At 69.8% G+C, this 26065-nt stretch carries 22 protein-coding genes and 1 tRNA gene; 11 read left to right on the top strand and 12 right to left on the bottom strand.

Going from position 1 to position 26065, the window contains the following annotated elements:
• Positions 1-114: 114 nt before the first annotated feature.
• The 5 genes from nbrcactino_RS03135 to nbrcactino_RS03115 all read left to right on the top strand — a co-directional run bounded on the left by nbrcactino_RS03135 (position 115) and on the right by nbrcactino_RS03115 (position 3871).
• Complete coding sequence (locus tag nbrcactino_RS03135) at positions 115-591, top strand: M15 family metallopeptidase (protein WP_161926033.1); 477 nt, start codon at positions 115-117, stop codon at positions 589-591.
• A 273-nt stretch (positions 592-864) separates the two neighbouring features.
• Entirely contained in the window at positions 865-2049 is a 1185-nt protein-coding gene (locus nbrcactino_RS03130; protein WP_161926032.1) for an NAD(P)-dependent malic enzyme, read from the top strand.
• Positions 2050-2108: 59 nt separating this feature from the next.
• Positions 2109-2951 carry a lipase family alpha/beta hydrolase gene (locus nbrcactino_RS03125; protein WP_371864469.1) on the top strand — a complete coding sequence of 281 codons (843 nt, stop codon included), beginning with the start codon at positions 2109-2111 and terminating at the stop codon, positions 2949-2951.
• Entirely contained in the window at positions 2948-3718 is a 771-nt protein-coding gene (locus nbrcactino_RS03120) for an AAA family ATPase (RefSeq protein ID WP_228460655.1), read from the top strand. Before nbrcactino_RS03125 ends, nbrcactino_RS03120 begins: the two co-directional genes overlap by 4 nt.
• 80 nt (positions 3719-3798) lie before the next feature.
• A tRNA-Thr gene (locus nbrcactino_RS03115) sits at positions 3799-3871 on the top strand.
• Between the two features lie 221 nt (positions 3872-4092).
• Here nbrcactino_RS03115 and nbrcactino_RS03110 read toward each other — a convergent pair.
• The gene (locus nbrcactino_RS03110) at positions 4093-4860 is read right to left on the bottom strand and encodes an SDR family oxidoreductase (protein WP_161926030.1); all 768 of its coding nucleotides are present in this window, start codon (positions 4858-4860) and stop codon (positions 4093-4095) included.
• Between the two features lie 152 nt (positions 4861-5012).
• Here nbrcactino_RS03110 and nbrcactino_RS03105 point away from each other — a divergent pair, with 152 nt between their 5' ends.
• Both nbrcactino_RS03105 and nbrcactino_RS03100 read left to right on the top strand, forming a co-directional pair.
• Positions 5013-5972: a phosphotriesterase family protein gene (locus nbrcactino_RS03105; protein WP_161926029.1), complete on the top strand. Its 960-nt coding sequence runs from the start codon at positions 5013-5015 to the stop codon at positions 5970-5972.
• A gap of 11 nt (positions 5973-5983) precedes the next feature.
• Positions 5984-7492 carry an AMP-binding protein gene (locus nbrcactino_RS03100; RefSeq protein ID WP_161926028.1) on the top strand — a complete coding sequence of 503 codons (1509 nt, stop codon included), beginning with the start codon at positions 5984-5986 and terminating at the stop codon, positions 7490-7492.
• Here nbrcactino_RS03100 and nbrcactino_RS03095 read toward each other — a convergent pair.
• The 5 genes from nbrcactino_RS03095 to nbrcactino_RS03075 all read right to left on the bottom strand — a co-directional run bounded on the left by nbrcactino_RS03095 (position 7467) and on the right by nbrcactino_RS03075 (position 12806).
• Complete coding sequence (locus tag nbrcactino_RS03095) at positions 7467-8096, bottom strand: TetR/AcrR family transcriptional regulator (RefSeq protein ID WP_186343295.1); 630 nt, start codon at positions 8094-8096, stop codon at positions 7467-7469. The two genes, nbrcactino_RS03100 and nbrcactino_RS03095, sit on opposite strands and share 26 nt — an antisense overlap.
• Before the next feature lie 75 nt (positions 8097-8171).
• On the bottom strand, positions 8172-9221 hold the full coding sequence (locus nbrcactino_RS03090; RefSeq protein ID WP_161926026.1) for a phosphotransferase family protein: 1050 nt from the start codon (positions 9219-9221) through the stop codon (positions 8172-8174).
• Between the two features lie 9 nt (positions 9222-9230).
• Positions 9231-10499 carry an acyl-CoA dehydrogenase family protein gene (locus nbrcactino_RS03085; RefSeq protein WP_161926025.1) on the bottom strand — a complete coding sequence of 423 codons (1269 nt, stop codon included), beginning with the start codon at positions 10497-10499 and terminating at the stop codon, positions 9231-9233.
• 45 nt (positions 10500-10544) lie between these two features.
• Positions 10545-11372, bottom strand: coding sequence for an SDR family oxidoreductase (locus nbrcactino_RS03080; protein ID WP_161926024.1), 828 nt, complete (start codon positions 11370-11372; stop codon positions 10545-10547).
• Positions 11373-11534: 162 nt separating this feature from the next.
• Positions 11535-12806 carry a DNA polymerase III subunit delta' gene (locus nbrcactino_RS03075; protein ID WP_161926023.1) on the bottom strand — a complete coding sequence of 424 codons (1272 nt, stop codon included), beginning with the start codon at positions 12804-12806 and terminating at the stop codon, positions 11535-11537.
• A gap of 84 nt (positions 12807-12890) precedes the next feature.
• Here nbrcactino_RS03075 and nbrcactino_RS03070 point away from each other — a divergent pair, with 84 nt between their 5' ends.
• Positions 12891-14492: an adenylate/guanylate cyclase domain-containing protein gene (locus nbrcactino_RS03070; protein WP_161926022.1), complete on the top strand. Its 1602-nt coding sequence runs from the start codon at positions 12891-12893 to the stop codon at positions 14490-14492.
• Between the two features lie 36 nt (positions 14493-14528).
• Here the strand turns inward: nbrcactino_RS03070 and topA are convergent, their stop codons facing one another.
• The 3 genes from topA to nbrcactino_RS03055 all read right to left on the bottom strand — a co-directional run bounded on the left by topA (position 14529) and on the right by nbrcactino_RS03055 (position 18578).
• Positions 14529-17513 carry a type I DNA topoisomerase gene (gene topA, locus nbrcactino_RS03065; RefSeq protein ID WP_161926021.1) on the bottom strand — a complete coding sequence of 995 codons (2985 nt, stop codon included), beginning with the start codon at positions 17511-17513 and terminating at the stop codon, positions 14529-14531.
• A 170-nt stretch (positions 17514-17683) separates the two neighbouring features.
• Positions 17684-18262, bottom strand: a complete 579-nt coding sequence (locus nbrcactino_RS03060; RefSeq protein ID WP_161926020.1) for a hypothetical protein — start codon at positions 18260-18262, stop codon at positions 17684-17686.
• A 112-nt stretch (positions 18263-18374) separates the two neighbouring features.
• The gene (locus nbrcactino_RS03055) at positions 18375-18578 is read right to left on the bottom strand and encodes a cold-shock protein (protein ID WP_007321539.1); all 204 of its coding nucleotides are present in this window, start codon (positions 18576-18578) and stop codon (positions 18375-18377) included.
• Between the two features lie 309 nt (positions 18579-18887).
• Here nbrcactino_RS03055 and nbrcactino_RS03050 point away from each other — a divergent pair, with 309 nt between their 5' ends.
• Both nbrcactino_RS03050 and nbrcactino_RS03045 read left to right on the top strand, forming a co-directional pair.
• Positions 18888-21206 (top strand): DEAD/DEAH box helicase, encoded by a 2319-nt coding sequence (locus nbrcactino_RS03050; protein ID WP_161926019.1) that lies wholly within the window; start codon positions 18888-18890, stop codon positions 21204-21206.
• Between the two features lie 76 nt (positions 21207-21282).
• Positions 21283-21705: a nitroreductase family deazaflavin-dependent oxidoreductase gene (locus tag nbrcactino_RS03045; protein ID WP_161926018.1), complete on the top strand. Its 423-nt coding sequence runs from the start codon at positions 21283-21285 to the stop codon at positions 21703-21705.
• 28 nt (positions 21706-21733) lie between these two features.
• Here nbrcactino_RS03045 and nbrcactino_RS03040 read toward each other — a convergent pair whose 3' ends face one another.
• Positions 21734-22726 carry a pirin family protein gene (locus tag nbrcactino_RS03040; protein ID WP_161926017.1) on the bottom strand — a complete coding sequence of 331 codons (993 nt, stop codon included), beginning with the start codon at positions 22724-22726 and terminating at the stop codon, positions 21734-21736.
• A gap of 41 nt (positions 22727-22767) precedes the next feature.
• Positions 22768-24645, bottom strand: coding sequence for an ABC transporter ATP-binding protein (locus nbrcactino_RS03035; protein WP_161926016.1), 1878 nt, complete (start codon positions 24643-24645; stop codon positions 22768-22770).
• A gap of 52 nt (positions 24646-24697) precedes the next feature.
• Between nbrcactino_RS03035 and soxR the strand changes: the two genes are divergently transcribed.
• A complete protein-coding gene (gene soxR, locus nbrcactino_RS03030; protein ID WP_228460654.1) occupies positions 24698-25156 on the top strand; it encodes a redox-sensitive transcriptional activator SoxR in 459 nt (152 codons plus the stop codon).
• 6 nt (positions 25157-25162) lie between these two features.
• Here soxR and nbrcactino_RS03025 read toward each other — a convergent pair whose 3' ends face one another.
• Entirely contained in the window at positions 25163-26050 is an 888-nt protein-coding gene (locus nbrcactino_RS03025; protein ID WP_161926014.1) for an arylamine N-acetyltransferase family protein, read from the bottom strand.
• Positions 26051-26065: the final 15 nt, after the last annotated feature.

The following is a 26065-nucleotide window of genomic DNA, read 5'->3' as shown; positions in this document are numbered from 1 at the left end:
AATCGTGGTGAGGGCCGTCACCCGCTACCGTCGAGTGGGCCCTCATATCCGCCGAGTGGGCCCTCATATCCGCCGAGTGGGCCCTCAACCCCACCCCGACCACCGGAGGCCGCCATGCCCTTGTTCCACCGCCGCCTCGCTGCCGGCGTCGTCCTCGGGATGGCCCTGCTCGCCCCCACCGCCGTCGCCGCGCCGGCCGGCGCCGCACCGTCCACGACGACCGGCCTGACCCCGCAGTTGGCCACCGCCTACCGGATGGCCAAAGCGCAGGCCACCCGCGAGGGCGTCCCCTTGTGGATCACCTCGGGCAAGCGGTCCTGGGCCGAACAGAACCAGCTGTGGCGCGAGGGCATCGCGACCTACGGGAGTCCGGGGGCCGCGAGCCGATGGGTACTGCCGCCCAACCGGTCGACACATGTGACCGGCCGGGCCATCGATGTCGGACCTCAGCGCGGCGCACTCTGGTTGGCGCGCAACGGCAATCGGTGGGGTCTGTGCCGGACGTATGCCAATGAGTGGTGGCATTTCGAGGTGGCGACCATCCCTCATACCGCTTGCCCGCCGATGCGGCCCAGCGCCGCACATCGTTGACCTGCGAGAAGTGAGGTTCGCTGCCGGGGCCCGGCAGTTGCCCCACCCCGTGGAGACTGGCAAGATCAAACCAGTTGTCTGACACGGGCGGCCCACCACGCCGCCGCAGGCAGGCATGTGGCGCTTGGCAGCTCACCCGCAGCCCCGGCGACCGGACTCCATTCGCACCCATCGTTGTGTGCGTCGGCTTTGATGCGCGCGGGCAATCCCCCAGTACCACCCCGATGACCCCGCGCACGCCCCGCGCAACGAACGAACGATCGGTAAGGAACCATGACCAGCACGGACGAAAGCTCGATGACCACGCCGATCACCGACGAGGAGATCTTCCTCTCCCACGTCGGCGGCAAACTGTCCACGGAGCTCCAATCTCCTCTCAACACCCAGCGCGACCTGTCGATCGCGTATACCCCCGGCGTGGCCCAGGTGTCGCGGGCCATCGCGGCCCAGCCGGAACTGGTCGACCGCTACACCTGGACGAACCGGCTCGTCGCCGTCGTGTCCGATGGTTCGGCGGTCCTCGGCCTCGGCGACATCGGCGCCCGCGCCTCGCTCCCGGTCATGGAGGGCAAGTCGGCGCTGTTCCGCAGCTTCGCCGGCCTGAACTCGATTCCGATCGTGCTGGACACCAACGACCCCGACGAGATCGTCGAGACCCTCATCCGGCTCCGCCCGTCGTTCGGCGCGGTGAACCTGGAGGACATCTCCGCACCGCGCTGCTTCGAGATCGAGCGCCGCGTGATCGAGGCCCTCGACTGCCCGGTCATGCACGACGACCAGCACGGCACCGCCATCGTCGTCCTCGCCGCACTCAAGGGAGCGGTCAAGGTCCTCGACCGCGAGCTGGCCGACTTGAAGGTGGTCATCTCCGGCGCCGGCGCGGCCGGGGTCGCCTGCGCCAACATCCTGCTGGCCTGCGGGATCGGCGACGTCGTCGTCCTCGACTCGAAGGGCATCGTCGCCACCGACCGCACCGACCTCAACGAGTTCAAGGCCGACCTGGCCGGACGCACCAACCCCCGCGCGCTCACCGGCGGGGCCGCCGAGGCCCTCGCCGGCGCCGACGTCTTCCTCGGAGTGTCTGCCGGGACGATCGCCGAGGAACTCATCGCGTCGATGAACGACGGTGCGATCGTGTTCGCGCTGTCCAATCCCGATCCCGAGATCCACCCCGACGTCGCGCGCAAGCACGCCGCCATCGTGGCGACGGGCCGTAGCGACTTCCCCAACCAGATCAACAACGTGCTGGCCTTCCCCGGTGTCTTCGCCGGCGCACTCGACGTCGGTGCTCGGCGGATCACCGAGAACATGAAGATCGCCGCCGCCGAGGCCATCCACTCGGTGGCCGCCGCCGCGCTGGCGCCGGATTACATCGTGCCGAGCCCGCTCGACGACCGGGTGGCACCGGCCGTCGCGAAGGCGGTGGCCGAGGCCGCGCAGGCCGACGGCGTCGCCTGAGGATCGCCTGCTGCCGCGGTCGACCCGGTTTCCCGCAGATCCGGTCGACCGCGGGCACAATGGTGGCCATGCGAATGACCGCCCTCGTCGCCGCCGTCAGCGGTATTGCGGCGTGTGCCGCCCTGTCCGCGGCCCCCGCCTCGGCGGCCCCGTTCCCGGTGACCACCGACGTCCCGGGAGCACTGTCGGCCAACTATCTGGAATCGGCGCAGAGTTCGCCTCCCGGGTCCAACCGGTGGCACTGCCGCTCCGATCGCGACCCGGTGATCCTGCTGCACGGTACGGCGATGAACCAGGCCGCCAACCTCGGCTACCTCGCGCCGATGCTCGCCAACGCCGGCTACTGCGTTTTCAGCGTCACCTACGGGCAGACCAGTTGGAGTGGCAACACCGGCGGGTTGGGTGACAAGGACCGCTCGGCCCGGCAGGTCGCCGGCTTCCTCGACCGGGTCCTGGCCGCCACCGGCGCGCGCCAGGTCGATTTCGTCGGCCATTCCCAGGGCGGCGCCATCGCCCAACTCGTCGCTCAGCTGCGGACGTCGCGCGTCGACACCATCGTCGGCGTCTCCGCCCCCAGCCGCGGCACTAGCCGCATCGGTGGGATCACCGACCGGTTGCCGGCCCGAGCGCCCGGTCAGAACTATTGGGGCCCACGGCAACCCACGGTTCGCTATGTCAACCTGGCGACCCGGAACGACGAGGTGTCCACCCCGTACCCGGTGACCCTCATGCCACCCGGGCCCAACGTCACCAACACCGTCGTCCAGACCGTCTGCCCGCAGTCCCGCGTCGGACACCTCGGCATGGCCTTCTCACCGGTCGTGGGCGCGCTGGTACGCAACGCGCTGGACCCCGCCCATCGTGTGCGCGTCCCGTGTGGGGCACCCGAGTTCAGGGGTTGACGATCAGATTCGACGACCGCGCCGGGGAGTCCGGGCGCTTCCTCTCCCGCATCCACGTCGGCGGCGGACACCCGACCGACGACTACCCCTACACCCTCCCGGTCGTCGAGCACCTGGTGGCGAGCGGCGGGCTGCCCCTCCCTGCCGGCGTCACTTTCTTCGTCGGCGAGAACGGCAGCGGCAAGTCGACGCTGATCGAGGCGATCGCGGTGGCCGCCGGGATGAACGCCGAGGGCGGCAGCCAGAACTACCGGTTCGCCACCCGCCGCTCCGAGTCCAACCTCGCCGAGCACCTGCACCTCACGTGGGGCCCGGTGAAACCGCGCAGCCGCTTCTTCCTGCGCGCCGAATCCTTCTACAACCTGGCCACGGCCTCCGAGGAACTCGGGCCCACACAGCTGGCCGCGGCCTTTGGCGGGGCCTCCCCCCACGAGCGCTCTCACGGCGAGTCCTTCCTGGATCTGATGCGCTCGCGCTTCTCCCCCGGCGGGCTCTACGTGATGGACGAACCCGAGGCCGCCTTGTCCCCGCAGGCATGCCTGGCGGTGCTGGCACTGATGGCGCAGCTCGTCGACAGCGGCACCCAGCTCGTCATCGCCACCCACTCGCCCCTCCTGCTCGCGCTGCCCGGCGCCACGATCTACGAGATCGACGACGAGGGGGCCATCGAGGCGGTCGACTACGACGACGCAATGCCGGTCCGCCTGACCCGCGACTTCCTCGCCGGACCCGAGCGCTACCTGCGCCACATCCTCGCGCCCTCGTAATTGCCGGCGCCGTCGTCGGAACCGGTTTTGGCCTGCCTCCGGTTTGCCGATACACTCGTTCTCGCTGCCCAGCGCGGCACGCCGCCTTAGCTCAGTCGGTAGAGCAATTCACTCGTAATGAATAGGTCAGGAGTTCGATTCTCCTAGGCGGCTCCGATAAGACCAGGTAGACCACCGTTTTTACGGTTGCCTTGAAGTACCCGACGATGGTGCGCTCGCCGAACGGCTGGCCTCAGCTGTGCCGGGGGGAGCGGAGCTGTCGGAGGCCAAGGCCGGCGAGCGACAGGACGGCCCAACAGCCGGGGATCAGGATGTATGAGCCGGCGGCCCAGAAGATCGAAAAGCCGACCACGAACTGCGCTCGCCCGACCCGCTCAGCCCATCCGATACGGCCGGGCATCGCCGTGGCGCATCCCGCCGTCGACGACGACGGTCTCGCCGGTCATCCACGACGACGCGTCCGAGGCGAGGAACTCGACGGCGCTCGCGATATCGTCGGGCTCGCCGATCCGCCCCAGCGCGGTCACGCCGGCGACCTGCGCCTCGTGCTCCTTCCACAGCGCCTCGGCGAGGCGGGTCCGCACCACGCCGGGCGCGACGGCGTTCACCCGGATGCCGGGCGACAGTTCGAGCGCGAGCTGAGTGGTCAGGTAGATAAGCGCGGCTTTGGTCGTGTTGTACAGCCCGATCACCGGTTCGTGGGTCATGCCGCCGATCGAGGCGGTGTTGATGATCGACCCGCCGTGCTCCCCCATCCACCGTTCGGCCACCAGCCGCGTCCACATCAGCGGCGCCCACAGGTTCACCTCGACGATTTTGGTGAAGACGGCGCGGTCCTGCGCGATCAGCGGGCCGTAGGCCGGGTTGGTCGCCGCATTGTTGACCAGGATGTCGACCCCGCCGAAGGTCTCGATCGCGATGTCGACGCACCGCGCCGCCTGCTCCTCCTCGGCCGCGTGCGCCGCGACGCCGAGCGCCGAGCCGCCGATTTCGGCCGCGGCGGCATCGGCGGACTCCTGCTTGCGCGCCGTGACCACGACGTTGGCCCCGGCCGCCGTCAGCGCCCGCGCGCTGGCCAGCCCGATCCCGCGGGAGGCACCCGTGACGATGGCCGTTTTGTTCGTGAGGTCGGTACCGGTCATGTCCGATCATCCCCTTCCAGTCGCGGGCTCTCCGCCCATCCTCCATCGAACTTGATCTTGACGTCAGATTCAAGTTAGGCCACAATGATGGCCACGGGGTGACGCGCGTCACTGCCCCGACATCCGATTCCGCCGTCCGAAAGGGCAATCCCATGAGCACCGTGCAGACCGTCACCGGCCCGGTCGATTCCGCCGACCTCGGCAACGTCCTCGTCCACGAACACATCTTCGTCCTCGGTGAAGAGCACCGGGAGAACTACCAGTTCGACTGGGACGAGGACGAGAAGGTGGCCGACGCGGTCCGCGATCTCAACGAACTGAAGGGGCTGGGAATCGACACGATCTTCGATCCCACCGTCCTCGGCCTGGGCCGCTACATCCCGAGAATCCAGCGGATCGCCGCACAGACCGAGTTGAACATCGTCGTCGCCACCGGGCTGTACACCTACAACGACATCCCCTTCCAGTTCCACTACACCGGCCCCGGCCTGCTCTTCGACTGTCCCGAACCGCTCGTGACCCTCTTCGTCCGCGACCTCACCGAGGGCATCGCCGACACCGGGGTGCGCGCGGCCTTCCTCAAGTGCGCCATCGAGGAGCCGGGCCTCACCCCCGGCGTCGAACGCGCGATGCGCGCCGTCGGGCAGGCCTCGGTGCAGACCGGGGCGCCGATCACCGTGCACACCAACCCGCACACGCAATCCGGCCTGGTCGCCCAACGCGTCTTGCAGGAGGAGGGCGTCGACCTGCGCAAGGTCGTCATCGGCCACTCCGGCGACTGCACCGACATCGACTACCTGATGAAACTCGCCGACGCCGGATCCATCCTCGGCATGGACCGCTTCGGGCTCGACGTCCTCCTCCCCTTCGAGGACCGGATCAACACGATCGTCACCCTGGCCGAGCGCGGCTACGCCGACCGGATGGCCCTGGCGCACGACGCCTCCTGCTTCATCGACTGGTTCGACCCGGGGGCCAAGCGGCAAGCGGTGCCCAAGTGGAACTTCCGCCACATCAGCGAAGACGTCCTGCCGGCGTTGCGCGAACGCGGCGTGACCGACCAACAGATCACGACGATGCTCGTCGACGTTCCCCGCGCCTACTTCGAGTGAGGGCGGAGCGCATGTCGAATCCTGTTGCCGCCCTGTGGCACAACGCCGACGAGGTGCCCGACCGGATCGCGGTCCGCGACGGCGATCGCACGCTGGGCTTTGCCCAGTTGCGCCACCGCGCCGCCGCTGCCGCGGCCCGATTCGCCGACCAGGGGGTCGGAACGGGTGATCGGGTCCTGCTCATCGCCCCGTCGATCCCCGAGTTCGTCATCAACTACTACGGCCTGCACGCCCTCGGCGCGGTCGTCATCACGATGAACGTGATGTCCACCGCCCCCGAGATCGGTTATGTCGTCGACGATTCCGGTACGTCGCTGATCACCGCGTGGGAGGGTTGCGCCGACGCTGCGGAAGCAGTCGCGGCCGATCGCTCGCTGCCCTTCGTCGAACTGGGCGCTTTCGAGGCCGACGCCGACGACGCTCCCGGCGTCGAGGGCTACGCCGAGCGGGACGACGACGACACCGCGGTGATCCTCTACACCTCCGGGACCACGGGCAAACCCAAGGGCGCCCAGCTGACCGTGGCGAATGTGATCGCGGTGCCGGTGGAGTTCCACGACGCCCTGCGACTCGGCGAGCACGAGCGCTGGGCCACCGCCCTACCGCTCTTCCACTGCTTCGGCCAGCTCGTCGTCATGCACGACGCCCTCACCTGGCGCGGCACGCTCTCCCTGTTGAGCCCCTTCTCCCCCGGCGAGTTCATGGACCGGCTGCGCGACGAGCACATCACCATCGCCTGCGGGGTGCCGACGATGTGGAATGCCATGCTGCAGGCCGGCGACGGCCACTCCGCGGCGGACTTCGCCGACCTGCGGCTGGCCTGCTCCGGCGGCGCGTCGCTGCCCGGCGAGGTGATCCGTGCCTTCGAAAACCATTTCGGGGCAACCATTCTCGAGGGATACGGACTCACCGAGACGGCCGGCACCGCAACCTTCGGCAACCTCGCCGTCGACCCCAAGGCGGGCACCGTCGGACGCGGGTTGGCCCACTTCGACGTCGAGATCCGCGACCCCGACGGGAAGCCGTTGCCACCGGACACGGTCGGCGAGGTCTTCCTCTCCGGCCCGACGGTGATGAAGGGCTATTGGAACCGTCCGGAAGCAACGGCGCAGACCCTGCACGACGGTTGGCTCGCGACCGGCGATCTGGGTTCGTTGGACGCCGACGGCGATCTGCGGATCGTCGACCGGAAGAAGGACCTCATCATCCGCGGCGGCTACAACGTCTACCCGCGCGAGGTCGAGGAGGTCCTCTACGGCCACCCCGACATCGTGGAGGCCGCAGTGCTCGGCGTCCCCGACGAACACTACGGCGAGGAGATCGCCGCCGTCGTCGCCCTGCGCACCCCCGACGCCCTCGACGCGGACACCCTGCGACAGTGGTGCAAGACGCAGCTGAGCGCCTACAAGGTTCCGCGGGTGATCGCCTTCGTCGACGAACTCCCCAAGGGGGCGACCGGCAAGATCCTCAAACGGGCGATCGACCGCGACGGCCTCACGGCCGCGGGCCGGTCAGCTTGATGGCGTTGGCCCACAACCGGGTGGCGGTCTCGACCAGTTCGTCCATCTCCGTCTCGTCGCCGAGCGCGAACGCGTTGTAGGCCATCCGGGAGACCATGCCCGACAGCGCCCGCGCCGCCCGGTCCGGGTCGATGTCCGGGTCGGCCAAGCCCCGCGACTGCAACCGCTCGATCTGGCGGGCATTCCGCTCGGAGAACACCTCGCCGCGCTTGCGCCGCCGGTCCCGGAACTCGGGGCTCAACCCGGAGACCTGTTCCAGGACCAGACGCAGTTTGGCGTTGCGCTTGTAGGCCTCGAAGTAGGCCCGGTTGGCCGCTTCGAGCACTGCCACCGGGTCGTCGTCGGAGGCGACGTGCGGCAGTCCCGGATGCAGCATGTCCTCGTGGGCCTTCTCGAATACCGCGTCGAGGATCTCTTCCTTGCTCTGGAAGTAGGTGTAGAAAGTTCCCGTCGAGCAGTTCGCCTCCGCGGTGATGTCGGTCAGCCGGGAGTCGGAGAATCCGTCGCGCTCGAAGACCGTGCGCGCCGCGTCGACGAGGGCCGCACGGGTCCGCTCGCCGCGCGGGGTCAGCGCCTTCTTGCCCGGGGTCTGCGCCTTGTCCATGCGTCGATCATCCCAGCAGGTCCGCAGCGGTGTGCACCCGGCGCGCCGGGCCAACGGCATCGCGCCGGGTGAGGGTCACAGCCCGGCCGAATCGGCGACCTGTGCCGCCTTGGCCACCAGGACGTCGATGACCTCGGGGGTGGGCACACCGGTCCCGGCCCGGTTCTTCGGGTTGTCTTGGGCGCGCCGCAGCACGCCTTCGGCGATGATCGCGACCTTCCACAGACCGAGTGCGTGCCAGTAGCGCAGCGCCCGGGCATCCCGCCCGGTCCGCTCGATGTAGTCGGCGGCCAGGCGGTCGCGGTCGGGGAATCCGTCGAGCAATTCCACCGGCGCCGCCGAGAGCGGCGGGTCCCCGGCGGCCGGCCAGTAGGCCAGGGTGCTGCCGATGTCGGCCAGCGGATCGCCCAGGGTGGACAGCTCCCAATCCAGCACGGCGCGCACCTGTCCCGCCGCCGGGTCGACCATCACGTTGCGGATGTGGAAGTCGCCGTGGACCAGCCGGAGTTCGCGCTGTTCCGGGATCCCGCCGGCCAGGCGGGCGGTCACCTCGTCCAGCGCGGGGATCTCGCGGGTCTTCGACTTCTCCCACTGTGCGCTCCAGCGGCGCAGCTGGCGCTGCGCGTACGGCTTGTGGCTGGCCAGATCGGCGAGGCCGACCTCCTCGAGGTCGACCGCGTGGATCTGCGCGAGGGTGTCGATCATCGACGAGCCCAGGGCGGAGCGCGCCGAGGGCGTCATGGCCTGCGCGGCGGGCAGGTTGTCCAGCACCGTCGCGTCGATGCATTCCATCACCACGAAGGGCACGGGACTGACCGACTCGTCGGCACACACCCCGTACACCTCGGGGACCGGGACGCCGGTGCCGGCCAGCGCCGAGAGGATCCGGGCCTCGCGGGCCACGTCGTGCGCCGACGCCAGCAGATGGCCCAGCGGTGGGCGGCGCAGCACCCAGGCCCCGCCGTCGTCGTCGCTGAGCAGGTAGGTGAGGTTGGACTGCCCGCTTCCCACCCGGCGGGCGCTCAGCTCGCCGGCTGGCTCGATGCCGACACCGGCGAGCCACCCGAGCAGGGCGGCCGGGTCGGTCTCGGGGATCTCCAACTGTCCCGCATCGCCGTCACTCATGGCGCCTCCTCAGTACCGCGCACTGAGCGCGTCGTCGGATACGCCCGCAACCGTCTCCGGCGCCGCGTCCCGGTAGCGCCGCAACTCCCGGCGCGCGATCGCCCGCTTGTGCACCTCGTCGGGGCCGTCGGCCAACCGCAGCGTCCGGATGTGGGCGTAGGCCATGGCCAATGGGAAGTCGTCGGTCACGCCGCCGCCGCCGTGCACCTGGATCGCCCGGTCGATGATCTTCAGTGCGACGTTGGGCGCGGCCACCTTAATCGCGGCGATCTCGGTGGCGGCAGCCTTGTTGCCGACCGTGTCCATCATGTACGCGGCCTTCAAGGTCAGCAGCCGGGTCATCTCGATGTCGATCCGCGATTCGGCGATCCAGTCCTGGATGTTGGCGCGGTCGGCCAGTGGTGCACCGAAGGTCTCCCGACGAGAGGCCCGCTCGCACAACAACTCCAGTGCCCGCTCGGCCATCCCGATGGTGCGCATGCAGTGGTGGATGCGGCCGGGCCCCAGGCGCGCCTGCGCGATGGCGAATCCCTCGCCCTCTCCCTTCAACACATCCTTCGCCGGAACGCGCACGTTCTCGAAGACCAGCTCGCCGTGGCTCTCCCGGTCCACGTAGCCGAAGACCGGCAGGTTCCGCACGACGGTCAGTCCCGGCGCGTCGACCGGGACCACCATCATCGACTGCTGGCGGTGCGTGGGCGCACTCGGATCGGTCTTGCCCATCACGATGAGTACGGCGCAGTCGGGCCGAACGGCGTTGGAGGCGAACCACTTCCGGCCGTTGAGGACATACTCGTCGCCGTCGCGCTCCATTCGTAGTTCGATGTTGGTCGCATCCGAGCTGGCCACCGCCGGCTCGGTCATCGCGAAGGCCGACGCGATCTTGCCGTCGAGGAGCGGCTTGAGGTACTTATCCTTGTGCTCGTCGGTGCCGAACAGCGTCAGCACCTCCATGTTCCCGGTGTCGGGGGCGTTGCAGTTGAAGACCTCCGACGCCCACACGACGCGGCCCATGATCTCGGCCAGGTGGGCGTACTCGAGGTTGGTCAGGCCCGGCCCCCATTCCGGATGGGGATGGAAGAGGTTCCACAGCCCGGCCGCCTTGGCCTCGGCTTTGAGGTCGAGCAGGATCTGCGGCGTCGCATGCGGATTGGCCGACTCGCGCATCTGCTGGTCGTAGACGGCCTCGTTCGGGTAGACCCGGGCTTCCATGAAGTCCAGCAGCCGGCGCCGGTACTGCTCGGCGCGCTCCGAGGGCTCGAAGAGTGAGTCGGTCATCATCGTTCTCCTAGGTCGGGGAGTAGGTCTGTCACATCGGCCGGGTCAGGCGGTGCCGGTGGCGGCGGCGAGGCCCTGCTGGACGCGGCGCATCCCGCGCAACCAGCGGTCGTAGTCGCTGCCCTTCTGCCGGTACATGTCGAGCACTTCCGGGTGCGGGAGGATGAGGAACCGCTCGTCCTCGACGGCATCCAGGACGTCGGCGGCGACCCGCTCGGGGGTCAGCACCTCGCCCGCCGACTCCACCGCGCGCTGCATCAGCTGCGCCTGCGGGTCGTCATCGATGTCGCCCGGGCGCAGCAGCTTGGTGTCCACGCCCATCGGGCACAGGCAGCTCACCCGCACCCCCTGGTCGGCGTAAGTCACGTTGAGCCATTCGGCGAAGCCCACGACGGCGTGCTTGGTGACCGAGTAGGTCGCCGACCCGAGTTGGGTGAGCAGCCCGGCGGCCGACGCGGTGGAGACGAAGTAGCCCTCGCCGCGCTCGACCCACTCGGGCACCAGTCGCCGGGCGGCCCGGATGTGCGCCAACAGGTTCACGTCCAGGGCGGTGGCCCACTCGTCGTCGGTCGCCGCGAGACCGGGGGCGCCCGCGATGCCCGCGTTGGCGAAGTAGAACGCCACCGGACCGAAGCGGTCCTGCGCCAGCGCCACCGCCGCGTCGATGTGGTCGACCGAGGAGGCGTCACCGGCCAGGGCGACCGCGGAGCCCGGGACCCGCGCGGAGAGCGCATCGGCGACCCGCTCGACCGCAACCGCGTCGACGTCGGTGACGACGACCCGCGCGCCCGCATCCACCAGCGCCCGAGCGATGGCCGCGCCGATACCGGCACCGCCTCCGGTCACGATCGCCGTTCGTCCCGCAATCTGCATGCGCTGCCGTCCCTGTCTGTGTCGTCGCCCCGAGGGCCCCCGCCTCGGGGTCATTGCCCCGCTGCCCGTTCCCCTCTCTGTATAGTTGAACCTGGGTTCAAGTTCAAGTGTTGGCGGCAAACGGATACCCGGACAAGGCCCGACGGTTGTTGCGCCGCGCGACTATTTCGTGAGGGACTGGCCGATCTTGGCGACCATCGCGTCGACGGCGAACTTCGGCTTCACGTTGAAATCGAGCACTTCCCGACACTCCAGCACCGCATCCATGCACGCGAGCAATTGGCTGCCCGACGCATAGCCGGCCATCTTTTCCACGAGTTCGACCTGATCGGGATGCATGGCGGTCACGCTTGCCCCCGCCGAGACCACCAGGGCGTCACGGAACAGGCCGGCCAGGTCCATCAGCGCCAGATCCAACACATCGCGGGCGGTCCGCGTGGCCCGGGACTTCTGCCGCTTCTCCAGCTCCTTCAACGCGCCGGCACTGCCCCGCGTCGCCCGGGCGGTGCCCTTGCCGGTCCCACCGGCACCGAAGGCGGTCTTCAGATCCTCGGTCTCGGCCTCGTCGAGCTGCTCGCTGATCGCCTTGGCCGCCGCCTCGGCGGTCCGGACCAACTCTTCGGCCGCCGCATACGCCCGTGCCGGGACGGTCGCCGCCCGCGCGAGCCCGAGGGCGGCGAGGCGTTGATCGCGCGCCCCCTGATCGGCGGCGAGCCGCTTGGCCCGGCCGATGTGGCCGCCGCACACCGAGGCCGCCCAGGCCGCGTTCGCCGGATCGATCCCGTCGCGCTCCACCAACACCCGCTCGATGTCGGCCGCGGGGGCGATCGCCAGCCCCACATGCCGGCACCGCGACTTCAGCGTCACCGAGATGTCCTCGGGATCGACCGACGGCGCACACAGCAGGAAAACCGTGCGCGCGGGCGGCTCCTCGACAACCTTCAGCAAGGCATTCGCCGCCGCCTCGGTCAACCGGTCGGCGTCTTCGACGACGACGATCCGCCACCGCCCGGTCGCCGGGAGCCGGGTGGCCGTTTGCACGAGTTCGCGGATTTCGCCCACGCCGAGGCTGAGTCCCTGTGGCACGACGTGGCGCACGTCGGCGTGGGTGTGATTCATCACAGTCACACAGGCGCGACATTCGCCACAGCCCAGGTCAGACTCGGAATGGCACTGCAAGGCCGCCGCGAAACAGGTCGCGGCCACCGATCGACCGGATCCGGGCGGCCCAGTGAACAGCCACGAATGCGTCATGACGGCACGCTCGGCGGCCCCTGAATCATCATCCTGACCAGCGGATTCACCGAACATGGACACTGCCCCGGCAGCCCGTTCGTCCAGGCGCCGGGCCGTCGCCAACGCCCCGAGCGCCGCCGCCCGCAATTCCTCGACGACGCCGTGCTGCCCGACCAGCCGATCGAATACCCCTGCCACGTGCCCAGCCTAACGGTGCGTTCGGCCGCCCGTGAGACGCAACGAGTGTTTAACAATTGCAAGCACGCCGCTAACCTGGATGTCATGGTCGAAAGACGATCACGATGGTCGCGAGCCGTGCACACCGCACGATGGCTCGCGGGTACCCCGTGGCCGATCCTCGCCCTCGATCTCTTGCGCGCCAACATGATCGGCGCGATCTTCACCTTCGCCTTCCTGCGCTTCGGCATCCCCGCCGACCACGCGCTGACGTTCGGCGACGCCTCGGTGCGCAACCAGATCGTTTTCGCCGTCTATTTGATCGTGGCCGCCGTCGTCGGTGGACTGCTCAGTATCCGGATGTCCATGCCGGTACTCATCTGGCACCGCCGGCGCAGCCGACCCGACAACGGCTTCGCCCGACGCCGCGCACTCGCCCTGCCGCGGATGCTCACCGCCGCCAACATCGGCCTGTGGGTGATCGGCGGAGCACTGCTCACCGTGATGACCGGACTCACCTCGGGTAAGACGGCCATCGTCGTCGCCCTCGGCAGCTGCATCGGCGCCCTGGTCACCGCCGCGCTGAGCTACATGCAGTCGGAGAAGGTGCTGCGCCCGATCACCGTCGCGGCGATGGCCAACGACCCCGACGCCTCCCACGCGCCGAGCGTGTCGACGCGGATCATGCTGTTCTGGGTCATCGTCGTGGTACTGCCCCAGTTCGTCATCATCGGTCTCGCCCTGGCCGTGCCGCTCGGCATCGCCGAGCCCCGAACGGTGATCCGGCCCATCCTGTGGATGGGGTTCGCCGCGGTGGCGTTCGGCATCCTGGCGGTCTACCGACTCGTCAGTGCGATCACCGATCCCATCAAGCAGCTCCGTCGCGCGATGAGCGAGGTCCGCAACGGCAACCTCAACGCCTCGGTGCGCATTTACGACGGCAGTGACGTCGGCCTGCTGCAGGCCGGCTTCAACGGCATGGTCGCCGACCTGCGCGAGCGGAACCAGCTGCGCAACCTCTTCGGCCGTTACGTCGGCGAGGACGTCGCCCGCCGCGCCATCGAGACCGGGACTGAACTCGGCGGCGAAGACCGCTACGTCGGCGTCCTCTTCGTCGACATCGTCGGCTCGACGCGTTTGGCCGTGCAATACGCGCCCCGCGAGGTCGTCGAACAGCTCAACGAGTTCTTCCGCGTCGTCGTCGACGTCGTCGGCCGCCACGGCGGATTCGTCAACAAGTTCCAGGGCGATGCCGCCCTGGCGATCTTCGGGGCGCCCCTCGAGCTGGACAACTTCGCCGGCCGCGCCCTGGCCGCCGCGCGGGAACTGCGCATCGAACTCGAAAGCGCCCTCGGCGACACCGATTTCGGTATCGGCGTCTCCGCCGGGCGCGCCGTGGCCGGCCATATCGGCTCCGAGCAGCGCTTGGAGTACACGGTCATCGGCGACCCGGTGAACGAGGCCGCCCGGCTGACCGAATTGGCCAAGGACGAGCCCACCCGGGTCCTCGGCTCGGCCCGCGCCGTCTTCCTCGGCGACGACGAGGAGGCCGAGCACTGGGAGATCGGCGAGGGCGTCGAACTGCGCGGCCGCGGTATCGAGACGCTGTTGGCCCGCCCGAAGATCGGGCCGATCGCCGAGTTCGCCGACGCGACCACCGAGATCGGCTTCACCGATGACGACGAGGTCGCCGAGGCCGACGCCTGAGCCCCCGCCGCTGCCCGGGTGGTCGGTCCGGGCCGACTACTGTCCGTCAGTCGGCTTGGCGGTCGACTTCTTAGCAGCAGCCTTCTTCGCCGGCGCCTTCTTCGCAGCCGTCTTCTTGGCCGCCTTCTTCGCCGGCGCCTTCTTGGCGGCCTTCTTTGCCGTCTTCTTGGCCGGCCCGCGCGCACGGCGGTCGGCGAGGAGCTCCATCGCCCGCTCCGGGGTGATCGTCGCGACCTCGTCACCCTTGCGCAGGCTCGCGTTGGTCTCGCCGTCGGTCACGTAGGGGCCGAAGCGGCCGTCCTTGATGACCATCGGCTTCTCGCTCACCGAGTCCGCGCCCAACTCGCGCAACGGCGGTGCCGCCGCGGCCCGGCCGCGCCGCTTGGGCTCGGCGTAGATCTTCAGCGCCTCGTCGAGGGTGATCTCGAACAGCTGGTCCTCGGTGGCCAGGGACCGCGAGTCGGCCCCCTTCTTCAGGTAGGGTCCGTACCGGCCGTTCTGGGCGGTGATCTCCTCGTTGGTGGCCGGATCGACGCCGACGACGCGCGGCAGCGACAGCAGGCGCAGCGCGTCCTCCAGCGTCACCGTCGCGATGTCCATGGTCTTGAACAGCGATCCGGTGCGCGGCTTGGGGCCGGCCTTCTTCGCCGCTGCCTTCTTGGCCGCGGTCTTCTTCGCCGGCTTGGTGGCGGTCTTCGTGGAACCAGCCTCGTCCAGCGGGATCGGCGCCTCCCCGCCGTCGAGCGGGATCGGGGCCTCGCCGCCATCGAGCGGGGTCGGCCCGGCCGGGACGGTGAGCGCGGGGGTCTGCCCGTCGTCGCCTTCGTCCTCCTCGGGCAGGACCTCGGTGACGTAGGGCCCGAACCGGCCCTCCTTGACGACGATCTCGTGGCCGGTGGCCGGGTCGACGCCGAGGGTGCGGCCCTCTTGCGGGGTGGCGAACAGCTTCTCGGCCACCTCGAGGGTCAACTCGTCGGGGGTCATGTCTGCGGGCAGGTTCGCGCGCTGCAGTTCCGGTTCGGCGGCGCCGGTCTCGGAGACGGTGCGCTCCAGGTAGGGCCCGAACCGCCCGACGCGCACGTAGACCGGGCGCCCGGCGGAGTCGTCGAAGAGGTGGATCGAGTTCACCGTGCGGGCGTCGATCTCCTCCAGATTCACCCCGACGAGCTTCTTCAGCCCGCCGGCATGGGCGACATCGCCCTTGGATCCGTCGGTCTGGCCGTCATCGCCGAAGTAGAACTCGGTCAGCCACTGGGTCCGGTTCGCCTCGCCGGCCGCGATCTGGTCGAGGTCGTCCTCGAGGGAGGCGGTGAAGTCGTAGTCGACGAGGCTCTCGAAGTAGCCCTCGAGCAGCCCGACGACCGCGAAGGCCACCCAGGAGGGCACGAGCGCGCTGCCCTTCTTGACCACGTAGCCGCGGTCCTGGATCGTGCCGATGATCGACGCATACGTCGACGGACGGCCAATCCCCAAGTCTTCCAACACCTTCACCAGCGACGCCTCGGTGTAGCGCGCCGGCGGATTCGTGGAGTGGCCGTCGGCGGACAGCTCGGCGGCGGTCAGGGTCTGGCCCTCGGTCAGGTGCGGCAGGCGCCGCTCCTCGTCGTCGGCCTGCCCGCCGACCTGCTCGTCGACGGTCTCCACGTAGGCGGAGAGGAAGCCGGGGAACGTGATGGTCCGACCCGACGAGGAGAACGCGACCTGCTCGCCGCCGGTGGCGGTGCCGGTGATCCGGACGCTCATCGTCGTGCCCTTGGCGTCGGCCATCTGCGAGGCGACGGTGCGCTGCCAGATCAGTTCGTAAAGCTTGAACTCGTCGGCGTTGAGCGCCGAGGCGACCTGACCGGGGGTGCGGAAGGTGTCGCCGGCCGGGCGGATCGCCTCGTGCGCCTCCTGCGCGTTCTTGACCTTGCGGTTGTACTGGCGCGGCGACGGGTGCACGTAGCTGTCGCCGTACAGTTCGCGGGCCTGGCTGCGCGCCGCGGTGATCGCCGACTCGCTCAGCGTCGTCGAGTCGGTACGCATGTAGGTGATGTAGCCGTTCTCGTACAGCCGCTGGGCGATCCGCATGGTGCGGTCGGAGGTGAAGCGCAGTTTGCGCCCGGCCTCCTGCTGCAGCGTCGACGTCATGAACGGGGCATACGGGCGCCGCGTGTAGGGCTTCTCCTCCACCGAGGCGACGCTCAGCATGGCCTTGTCCAGGCCGGCGGCCAGCGCCCGGGCCCGCGCCTCGTCGAGGACGACGACCCCGTCGGCCTTGCGCAGCGCCCCGTCGGAGCCGAAGTCGCGGCCGACCGCCACGCGCTGCCCGTCGACGCTGACCAGCCGCGACGCGAAGGTGCGCGGGGAGGCCTCGGCGCCGGCGTCGAGGGTGGCTGCGATGTCCCAGTAGTCGGCGGAGACGAAGGCCATGCGCTCGCGCTCGCGGTCGACGATGATCCGGGTGGCCACCGACTGCACGCGGCCCGCCGACAGCTTCGGCATGACCTTCTTCCACAGCACCGGCGACACCTCGTAGCCGTAGAGGCGGTCGAGGATGCGGCGGGTCTCCTGGGCGTCAACCAGGTCGATGTCGAGTTCGCGCGGGGTTTCCGCAGCCGCCCGGATGGCCGACTCGGTGATCTCGTGGAACACCATCCGTTTGACCGGCACCTTGGGCTTGAGCGTCTCCATCAGGTGCCAGGCGATGGCCTCGCCTTCGCGGTCACCGTCGGTGGCGAGGTAGAGCTCGTCGACGTCCTTGAGGAGGGACTTGAGTTCACTGACGGTGGACTTCTTGTCGGCCGAGACGACGTAGAGGGGCTCGAAGTTGTCGTCGACGTTGACACCCAGTCGCGCCCACGGCTGGCCCTTGTACTTGGCCGGCACGTCGGCGGCACCGCGCGGCAGGTCGCGGATGTGGCCGCGCGACGACTCGACGACGTAATTCGCGCCCAGGTAACCCGCAATCTTGCGCGCCTTGGTCGGCGACTCGACGATGACGAGTCGCCGAATCGGCGATGCGGTGTCGGTCTTAGCCACGGGCGTACCTCGAGTTTCCCTCCGGAGCGCCGGATGCACCCCGATGGTGAGTTTCTACCTTATTAATGGTGTCCGCTGCACATACACGCAAGTCGGCGGGGTGCGCATCGTCGCGGGTTTGTGCGTCGAAAACCGTCGTCACCGCAGGTTATCGGCAACGCACGGGGCATTCAGTCCCTCGGCCAGTTTTCTGCCGCGCCGGGCTCGTCGGGCGGGGCCCCGACCATTTCGACGAAGCGCGCGACCCGACGCTTTCCGGCGATCCGCAGGGCCGGGACGCCGCCGCGCGCACCGGTGAGGATCGGTGCCACCCCCACCCGCATCAGCGCGGTGGCCAACGCCGGATGGGTGTCGGGCGCATGCGGGTCCAGGCCGAGGAAGAACTTGTCCCCGTCGGGCCGGCCGCCGGCGATCGTCCACTGGCGCAGGGCGCGCGCCGTCGGGGTCCAGCCGGTCGGCACGGCCTTGACCGCACCGGTCGACCATTGCGCCCGGAGGTCGTCGAGCAGCGGCGAGGGCATCGTCCGCACCAGCGGCGACCCCTCCTCCGAGCGCGCGATCTCGACGGCGAGACCGATCAGCTCGAGTTCGGCGGCCAGCGCGCGCGCCCGCCACAGCTCGTCGACGACGACCGACACCCGGGTGCCACCGGGCATCGGCACCGCCTGCCCGGTTCCGGCGAGCAGGCCGGCGACATCGGCGACCGAAGGGTCGTCGGTGTCTGCGGAGAAGAACGCGAGCTGGCTCACGCCTGCCATGCTACGGCTCGCCGACAACAAACCGCGCCCGCCGGTCCGGGATGAATCCCAGACGCGACGGGCGCGGCGGTGGTCTCGTTGGTCGCGTTAGCGAAACGAGGTCTTAGACGGCGCGGACGCCGGTAGCCTGCGGGCCCTTGGTGCCCTGGCCGACCTCGAACTCGACACGCTGGTTCTCTTCCAGGGTGCGGAAACCGGATCCCTGGATCTCCGAGTAGTGCACAAACACGTCACCGTTTCCCTCGTCGGGCGCGATGAAGCCGAAGCCCTTTTCCGCGTTGAACCACTTCACAGTTCCCTGTGCCATTACTGCATTCCTTCACATATTTACTGATTGCGACGGGAGGATGTCTCTCGTCGCGGCCGGTTCCGACCGCCATTCCTGCGTGAAAGCCTGCGGTGTTCCGCGAAACCAAACCCAAGTACAACGCTCGCAACAAGATCCGGACTGCGGCGGGGAGATCCCCCGAGACACGGCCAAATCGTGCGACCGCGTTCAGTCAACCACGTTCGGCGGCGAGAGGATAGTCCGACGACCCGATTGGGCATAAGTGTCGGCCGAATGGATAGATTTGTCAGGCAGCAGATTCGACAGCTGCAGGCAGGGTTTGGCGCAATGACCGGTTCGTATGGCGAGGAGCTGTTGCGTGCCGCGCTCGCCGGCACCGACCCCGATTCCTCCCCGGTCACCCACACCGAAGTGATCCCCGCCGCGACCGCGCGCTTCGCCGCGTGGCCCGAGTGGCTCGACCCGCGGATTGTCGCGGCCTACGCCGAAACCGGGCTGTACCGGCCTTGGGAGCACCAGATCGCCGCCGCCGAGCACGCCTTCGCCGGGCGCCACGTGGTCATCGCGACCGGCACCGCGTCGGGCAAATCGTTGGCCTACCAGCTCCCGGTCCTGCAGACCCTGCTGCACGACCACGCGGCCACGGCCCTCTACCTCGCACCGACCAAAGCCCTGGGTGTCGACCAATTACGTTCTCTCACAACCATTCTCGCCACCGATCCGGATTTCACCCGACTCGCCCCATGTACTTACGACGGCGACACCGACGCGCAAATGCGCCAGTGGGCGCGGGCGAACTCGCGGATCCTGTTCACCAACCCGGACATGTGCCACATCGGCATCCTGTCCGGCCACCACCGCTGGCAGCAGTTCCTGCGGCAGCTGCGCTACATCGTCGTCGACGAGTGCCACCACTACCGCGGCGTCTTCGGCGCCCACACGGCGCTGGTGCTGCGGCGCCTGCTGCGGGTGGCCCGCGCGGCGGGGGCCGATCCGGTGGTCATCGCCGCCAGCGCCACCACGGCGGCCCCGGCTGCCACGCTGACCCGGCTGATCGGCGAACCCGCCCACGAGGTGACGCAGGACGCATCGCCGACCGGGGAGAGAACCGTCGCACTGTGGGAGCCGGATTTCCTGCCCGAGGTCACCGGCGAGAACGGCGCGCCGGTCCGCCGCTCGGCCGGCGCCGAGGCCGGGCGCATCCTGGCCGACTTCGTCATCGAGGGGGCGCGCACGCTGTGCTTCGTGCGCAGCCGCCGCGGCGCGGAGATCACCGCCCGCACCGCCGCCGGGCTGTTGGCGTCGACCGCCCCTGAGCTCGCCGGGCGGGTCGCCGCCTACCGCGCCGGGTATCTCGCCGACGATCGGCGGCGGCTCGAGCGGGCCATCGCCGACGGCGAGTTGCTCGGGGTGGCCACCACCAACGCCCTCGAACTCGGCGTGGACATCAGCGGCCTGGACGCGGTGGTCATCGCCGGCTACCCGGGCACGGTCGCCTCGTTCTGGCAGCAGGCCGGGCGCGCGGGTCGGCGCGGGGCCGCGTCGGCGGTGGTCCTCGTCGCCCGCGACGACCCGCTCGACACCTATCTGGTCCACCACCCCGAGGCGCTACTGCGCAAACCTGTCGAGGCCACGGTCTTCGACCCGACCAACCCTTACGTCCTCAAGCCGCACCTGTTGTGTGCCGCCGCCGAACTACCCCTCAAACCCGACGAGGTGGCCCGCCTCGGCGTCGAGGCACAGGTCGACGAATTGACCGCGGAAGGACTGCTGCGCCGGCGGAAGGCCGGTTGGTACCTCGCCGCCGGGGTGGAGCCGCATGCCGACATCGACATCCGCGGCGGGATCGGCGGGCAGATCCTCATCGTCGACACCTCGACGTCGCGCCTGTTGGGCACGGTCGACACGGCGCGGGCCCTCTCCACCGTGCACCCGGGCGCGGTGCACATCCACCAGGGCGCCTCCTACGTCGTCGACGAGTTGGACCTCGACGACGGGCTGGCCCTGGTCCACCCGGAGGAACCGGAGTGGACTACCTCCGCGCGGGACACCACCGAGGTCGAGGTGACCGCGACCGTCGACGCGCAGGACCACGGCCCGCTGCACGTCGCGCTCGTCGAGGCGACGGTGACCTCGCAAGTCATCGGATATCTGCGCAAACTGCCGGGCGGGGAAATCCTCGACTCGGTCCCCCTCGACCTGCCACCGCAGACGCTGCCGACCCGCGCGGTGCAGTACACGCTGACCCCCGAGGCCCTCGCCGAGGCCGGGGTCACCGAGGTATCGCTGCCCGGCGCGCTGCACGCCGCCGAGCACGCGATGATCGGCATGCTGCCGCTGGTGGCGACGTGTGACCGCTGGGACATCGGCGGGCTGTCGACCAACCTGCACGCCGACACCGGCCTGCCGACGGTCTACGTCTACGACGGCTATCCCGGCGGTGCCGGTTTCGCCGATCGCGGCTACGAGGCCTTCGCACAGTGGGTCGAGGCCACCGCGGCGGCGGTGTCGGGCTGCGCCTGCGAGAAGGGCTGTCCCTCGTGTGTGCAGTCGCCCAAATGCGGCAACGGCAACGAGCCGCTGGACAAGGCCGGGGCGATCGCCGTGCTCACGCTGATCGGCCGGACACTGCCGAACCCACCCTGACCGGGTGCCGACCCCCTGGCCGGCGGAATATCAGCGACGGTGGAATATCAGCGATGAGGGGATTGTTGGCCAACGCATGAGCAGCCAACCAGAACTAAGCCCCACCGAGTGGGTCCGCAAGCAGACCGAACAAATCCTCGCCGAGGGCACCACCGACGGCGTGGGCATCAACGGTCGCGCGGTGGTCCTGTTCACCACCACCGGCGCCAAGACCGGCAAGCAGCGGTATGTCCCGTTGATGCGGGTCGAGGAGAACGGCAGCTACGCCATGGTGGCGTCGAAGGGCGGCGCTCCCGACAACCCGTCGTGGTACTACAACGTCAAGGCCAACCCGCGGGTCACCGTTCAGGACGGCGAGCGCGTTTTCGAGTTGACCGCGCGCGAGGTCACCGGCGACGAGCGGGCGCACTGGTGGGAACTGGCCGTCGACGCCTTCCCGCCCTACGCCGAGTACCAGGTGAAGACCGATCGCGAGATCCCGGTGTTCGTCCTGAGCTGACCCGGCATCATCCCGGGCGGAGCGGCGGTCACCGCGGGCGCAGGCGCGTCGCCGGCATCGGCGGCGCGGGCCACGGGGCCGGCTGGTCCGCCGGGTACGGGCCGAACAGCGGCGGCTTGCCGTCGTCGGCCGGGTCGGGGGCGTCGAAGCCGAGTTCGGCCTGATACCGACGGCGGAACTCGACGATCTCGTCGTGGCTGCGACCGACGAAGTTCCACCACATGACGATCTGCTCGTCGAACGGGATCCCGCCCAGGAGGATCACCCGGGCCCCCGCCGGGCCGGCGTCGATCCGCACCGTGTCCGCCCCGGGCGGCACATAGGCCAGCGACCGATGCTCGGCGTGAGCGCCGTTGACGGTGATCGGCGCTGATTCGGCCAGCACCGCGTGCTCGAAGTCGGCGCGCACCGCCAGGCTCACCGACGCCGTCGGCTCCAGCGACAGCTCGGCGCCGAGCAGGTCGGGGGTGCGCGTGCGCACCGGCGACGCCGACCCCAGCAACTCCCCGAGGAACACCAGCGCGGTCAGGCCGGGCGCCTGCACCCTGGGCGGCGCGTAGTGCTCGAAGTGGTTCTCGCTGAACCGCGTCGACTCGGGCAGGGCGTACCAGAGCTGCACCCCGTGCAACGAGCGTGTGTCCGGGGTGCTGATCTCCTGGTGGGTGATGCCGCGCCCGGCGATCATCACGTTCAACTCCCCCGGCCGGACCTCCGCGGCGTTCCCACCGGAATCGAGATGGTCGATGCGGCCGTCGAAGAGCCACGAGACGGTGGCCAGCCCGGTGTGCGGGTGGCGGGGCACCGCCATCCCGCCGGTCTGCGCGACGTCGTCGGGTCCGTAGTGGTCCAGAAAGCACCAGGACCCCACCAGGGGCCGGCGGTGCTGGGGCAGTGTGCGGTAGACGGTCATCGCCCGCGGGCCGCCCAACGGCACCGCGCGGGGCTCGAGGATTTCGGTGGCGGTGCACACCTGCCCCGGCGCCAGGACTGTGACGGCGGGATGGGAATCGGCGTTACTCACCCTTCCAGCATCACCCCGCGGTCACGTTTACGCCGGGGTTCTCACGCAGCCACCGTCTCGGGGTCGTCGAACTGGGTGCGGTAGAGCCGTGCGTAGCGGCCGGCGAGGTCGAGTAGTTCGTCATGGGTCCCCGATTCGACGATGCGCCCGTCGTCGACGACGAGGATCGCATCGGCCTGCCGCACGGTGGAGAGCCGGTGGGCGATGACCAGCGCGGTCCGCCCGTGCAGGGCCTCGGTGAGGGCTTGCGACACGGCGGCCTCCGAGGTCGAGTCGAGGTGGGCGGTGGCCTCGTCGAGGATCACCACCCGAGGTTGGGCCAACAGCACCCGGGCGATCGTCATCCGTTGGCGCTCGCCGCCGGAGAACCGGTAGCCGCGTTCGCCGACGACGGTGTCGAGCCCGTCGGGCAGGGCGACCACGAGCCGGTCGAGCCGGGCCCGCCGCAGAGCGGCCCATAGCTGCTCGTCGGTGGCGTCGGGGGCGCCCAGGGTCAGGTTGGCCCGCACCGTGTCGTGGAACAGGTGCCCGTCCTGGGTGACCACGCCGACCGCGCCGCGCAGCGACTCCGCGCCCAGGTCGCGGACGTCGACGCCGCCGACGCGCACCGACCCGGCATCCACGTCGTACAACCGCGGCACCAGGGCCGCGATCGTCGACTTGCCGGCACCCGAGGCACCCACCAGCGCGACGGTCTGACCGGCGCGCACGGTGAACGAGACATCGTCGAGGACCGTGCTGCCCGCACGGGGGTCCAGCACCGCGACTTCTTCCAGGGACGCCAGCGAGACCCGATCGGCGGCCGGATAGCCGAAGGACACCCCGTCGAACTCGACGTCGAGCGGACCGGGCGGCACGTCGCGGGCATCGGGGGCCTCCCGGATCAGCGGGGGCAAATCGAGGACTTCGAAGACCCGCTCGAAGCTGACCATGGCGCTCATCAACTCCACCCTTGCGTTGGCCAGGGCGGTCAGCGGCGCGTACAGCCGGGTCACCAGCATCGCCAGGGCCACGACCGTCCCGGCCTGCAGGTGGCCGTTGAGGGCGAAGACGCCGCCGAGCCCGTAGATCAGTGCCAGGGCGAGGGCGGAGACCAGCACGAGCGTGACGTAGAAGGTCTCCTGGACCATGGCGCTGCGCACACCGATGTCGCGGACGCGCCCGGCCCGCGCGGCGAACTCCGCCGACTCCCGCCGGGGGCTGCCGAAGAGTTTGATCAGCGTCGCGCCGGGGGCCGAGAAGCGCTCGGTCATGCGGTTGCCCATCGCCGCGTTGTGGCCTGCCTTCTCCCGCTGCAACCCGGCCAGCCGCGCCCCGATCCGACGGGCGGGCAGCAGGAAGACCGGCAGCAGCACCAGCGCCAGCACGGTGATCTGCCAGGACAGGGCGAGCATTGCGACGAGGGCGAGCACCAGCATGACGACGTTGCTGACCAACCCGGCGAAGGTGTCGCTGAAGGCGCGCTGCGCGCCGATGACGTCGTTGTTGAGCCGACTGACCAGGGCACCGGTGCGGGTGCGGCTGAAGAAGGCCACCGGCATGGTCTGGACGTGGTCGTAGACCGCGGTCCGCAGGTCGAAGATGAGCCCCTCCCCGATCGTCGCCGAGAGGCGGCGCTGGAAGAGGCCGAACCCGGCTTCGGCCAGCGCGACCACCGCGATGACCGATGCCAGGACGACGACCGCCGACGGAGCGGCGGCCCGGGTGATGGCGTCGACGACGCGCCCGGCCAGCAGCGGCGTCGCGACGGCCAGGACGGCGACGAGGATGCTCACCGCCGAGAACCACAGGAGGCGGCGGCGATGGGGGCGGGCGAATCCGGCCACCCGCCGCAGCGTCGCGCCGTTGACCGGGCGCCGGTCTTGTTCGGCGTGCATCGCCGCATACATCGAGTTCCACGCGGTGGTTTCCATGCTCATGACCCCACTGTGAAACATCAAGTAAGGTTGAGGTCAAGTGAGAGGATGTCCGGTGGCCGAGAACCCGAAGTGGAACCAGCGCGAACTCACCGTCGGCGAGCTCTCCGCCCGCAGCGGCGTGGCGGTCTCGGCCCTGCATTTCTACGAGCGCAAAGGCCTGATCACCGCCCGCCGCACCTCGGGGAACCAGCGCCGCTATCGCCGCGACACGCTGCGCCGCGTCGCGTTGATCCGCATCGCCCAGCGCGTCGGCATCCCGCTCACCGAGATCGGCGCTGCCCTGGACAAACTGCCCGACGGGCACATCCCCACCGGCGAGGACTGGCAGCGGCTCTCGGCGAGTTGGCGCTCCGAACTCGACGAGCGCATCCACCGACTCCAGCAGCTGCGCGACGAATTCGACGGCTGCATCGGCTGCGGCTGCCTGTCTCTGGAACGCTGCGCCCTGGCCAACCCGCACGACGCGGCCGCCCAACACGGCCCGGGCCCGCGGCGGTTGCTGGAGTCCTGAACCCGCTCAGCGGGGTGTGAGCCCGGGCAGCCCCGGGACCGCCGCGACGAGGGCGCGCGCCTCGTCGTCGTCGAGGTCGATGTCGAAGACGTCGGCCAACAGCTGCGGCAACTCCTCGACGGCGACGGTGCGCGTCTCGACGATGCGCCCGTCGGGGGCGATCGTCGTGACGGTGTCCCCGTCGAGGGTGTCGTGGCGCTCGGGCGTGAACCGCTGCACGAAGGGGCGCATGGTGAACGGCGAGCGCGGCGAGGTGGACACGAAGTGGCTGGCGACGGCGAAATCGATCGGGAACTTGGGCGCCAGCGGGAAGCGGTGGCGGTCGACCCACCCCACCTCGCCGTCGACGCTGGTGCGCTGCCACAGGGCCCAGTCCGCGACGGGCAGCACGGCCGCGGCGTCGTCGCCTGTTTGGGGGCCGGTCAGCCGCAACCGCCACCCGTCTTGGTCCACGGTGGCCCCGTCGACCAGTTCCAGTGGTTCCAGCGGTCCCCGGCCGAATCCGACGTCGCAGAGGTAGCGCGCGCCGTCGGCGAATTCGACGAGCAGCAGGGCGTGGGTGGCCGGCCGGTTGTGCGGCGGTGCTCCGAGGGTGACCCGGCCGATGAGGGCGCTGAACCGGTACCCCAGCGACTCGAGGAGCGCGGCGAACAGTGCGGCGTGCTCAAAGCAGTAGCCGCCGTGGCGCCGGTGAATCATCTTGTCCTGCAACGACTCCACGTCGAGGCGGATGGGGCGGTCGATCAGGATGTCGAGGTTCTCGAACGGAATCGACGTGGCGTACGCGCGGTGCAGCGCCGCCAACGTCGCCGGTGTGGGCGCGGTGTCACCGGTGTACCCGATGCGCGCCAGTACCGCGTCGCGGTCGAGTTCGTCGCCGTGCCAGTGCCCCACCGAAATCCTCGATTC

This window comes from Gordonia crocea, assembly GCF_009932435.1.
GTDB lineage: Bacteria > Actinomycetota > Actinomycetes > Mycobacteriales > Mycobacteriaceae > Gordonia > Gordonia crocea.
Note: the sequence above shows the minus strand (reverse complement) of the source record. Positions and strands in the feature narration are given on the sequence as shown.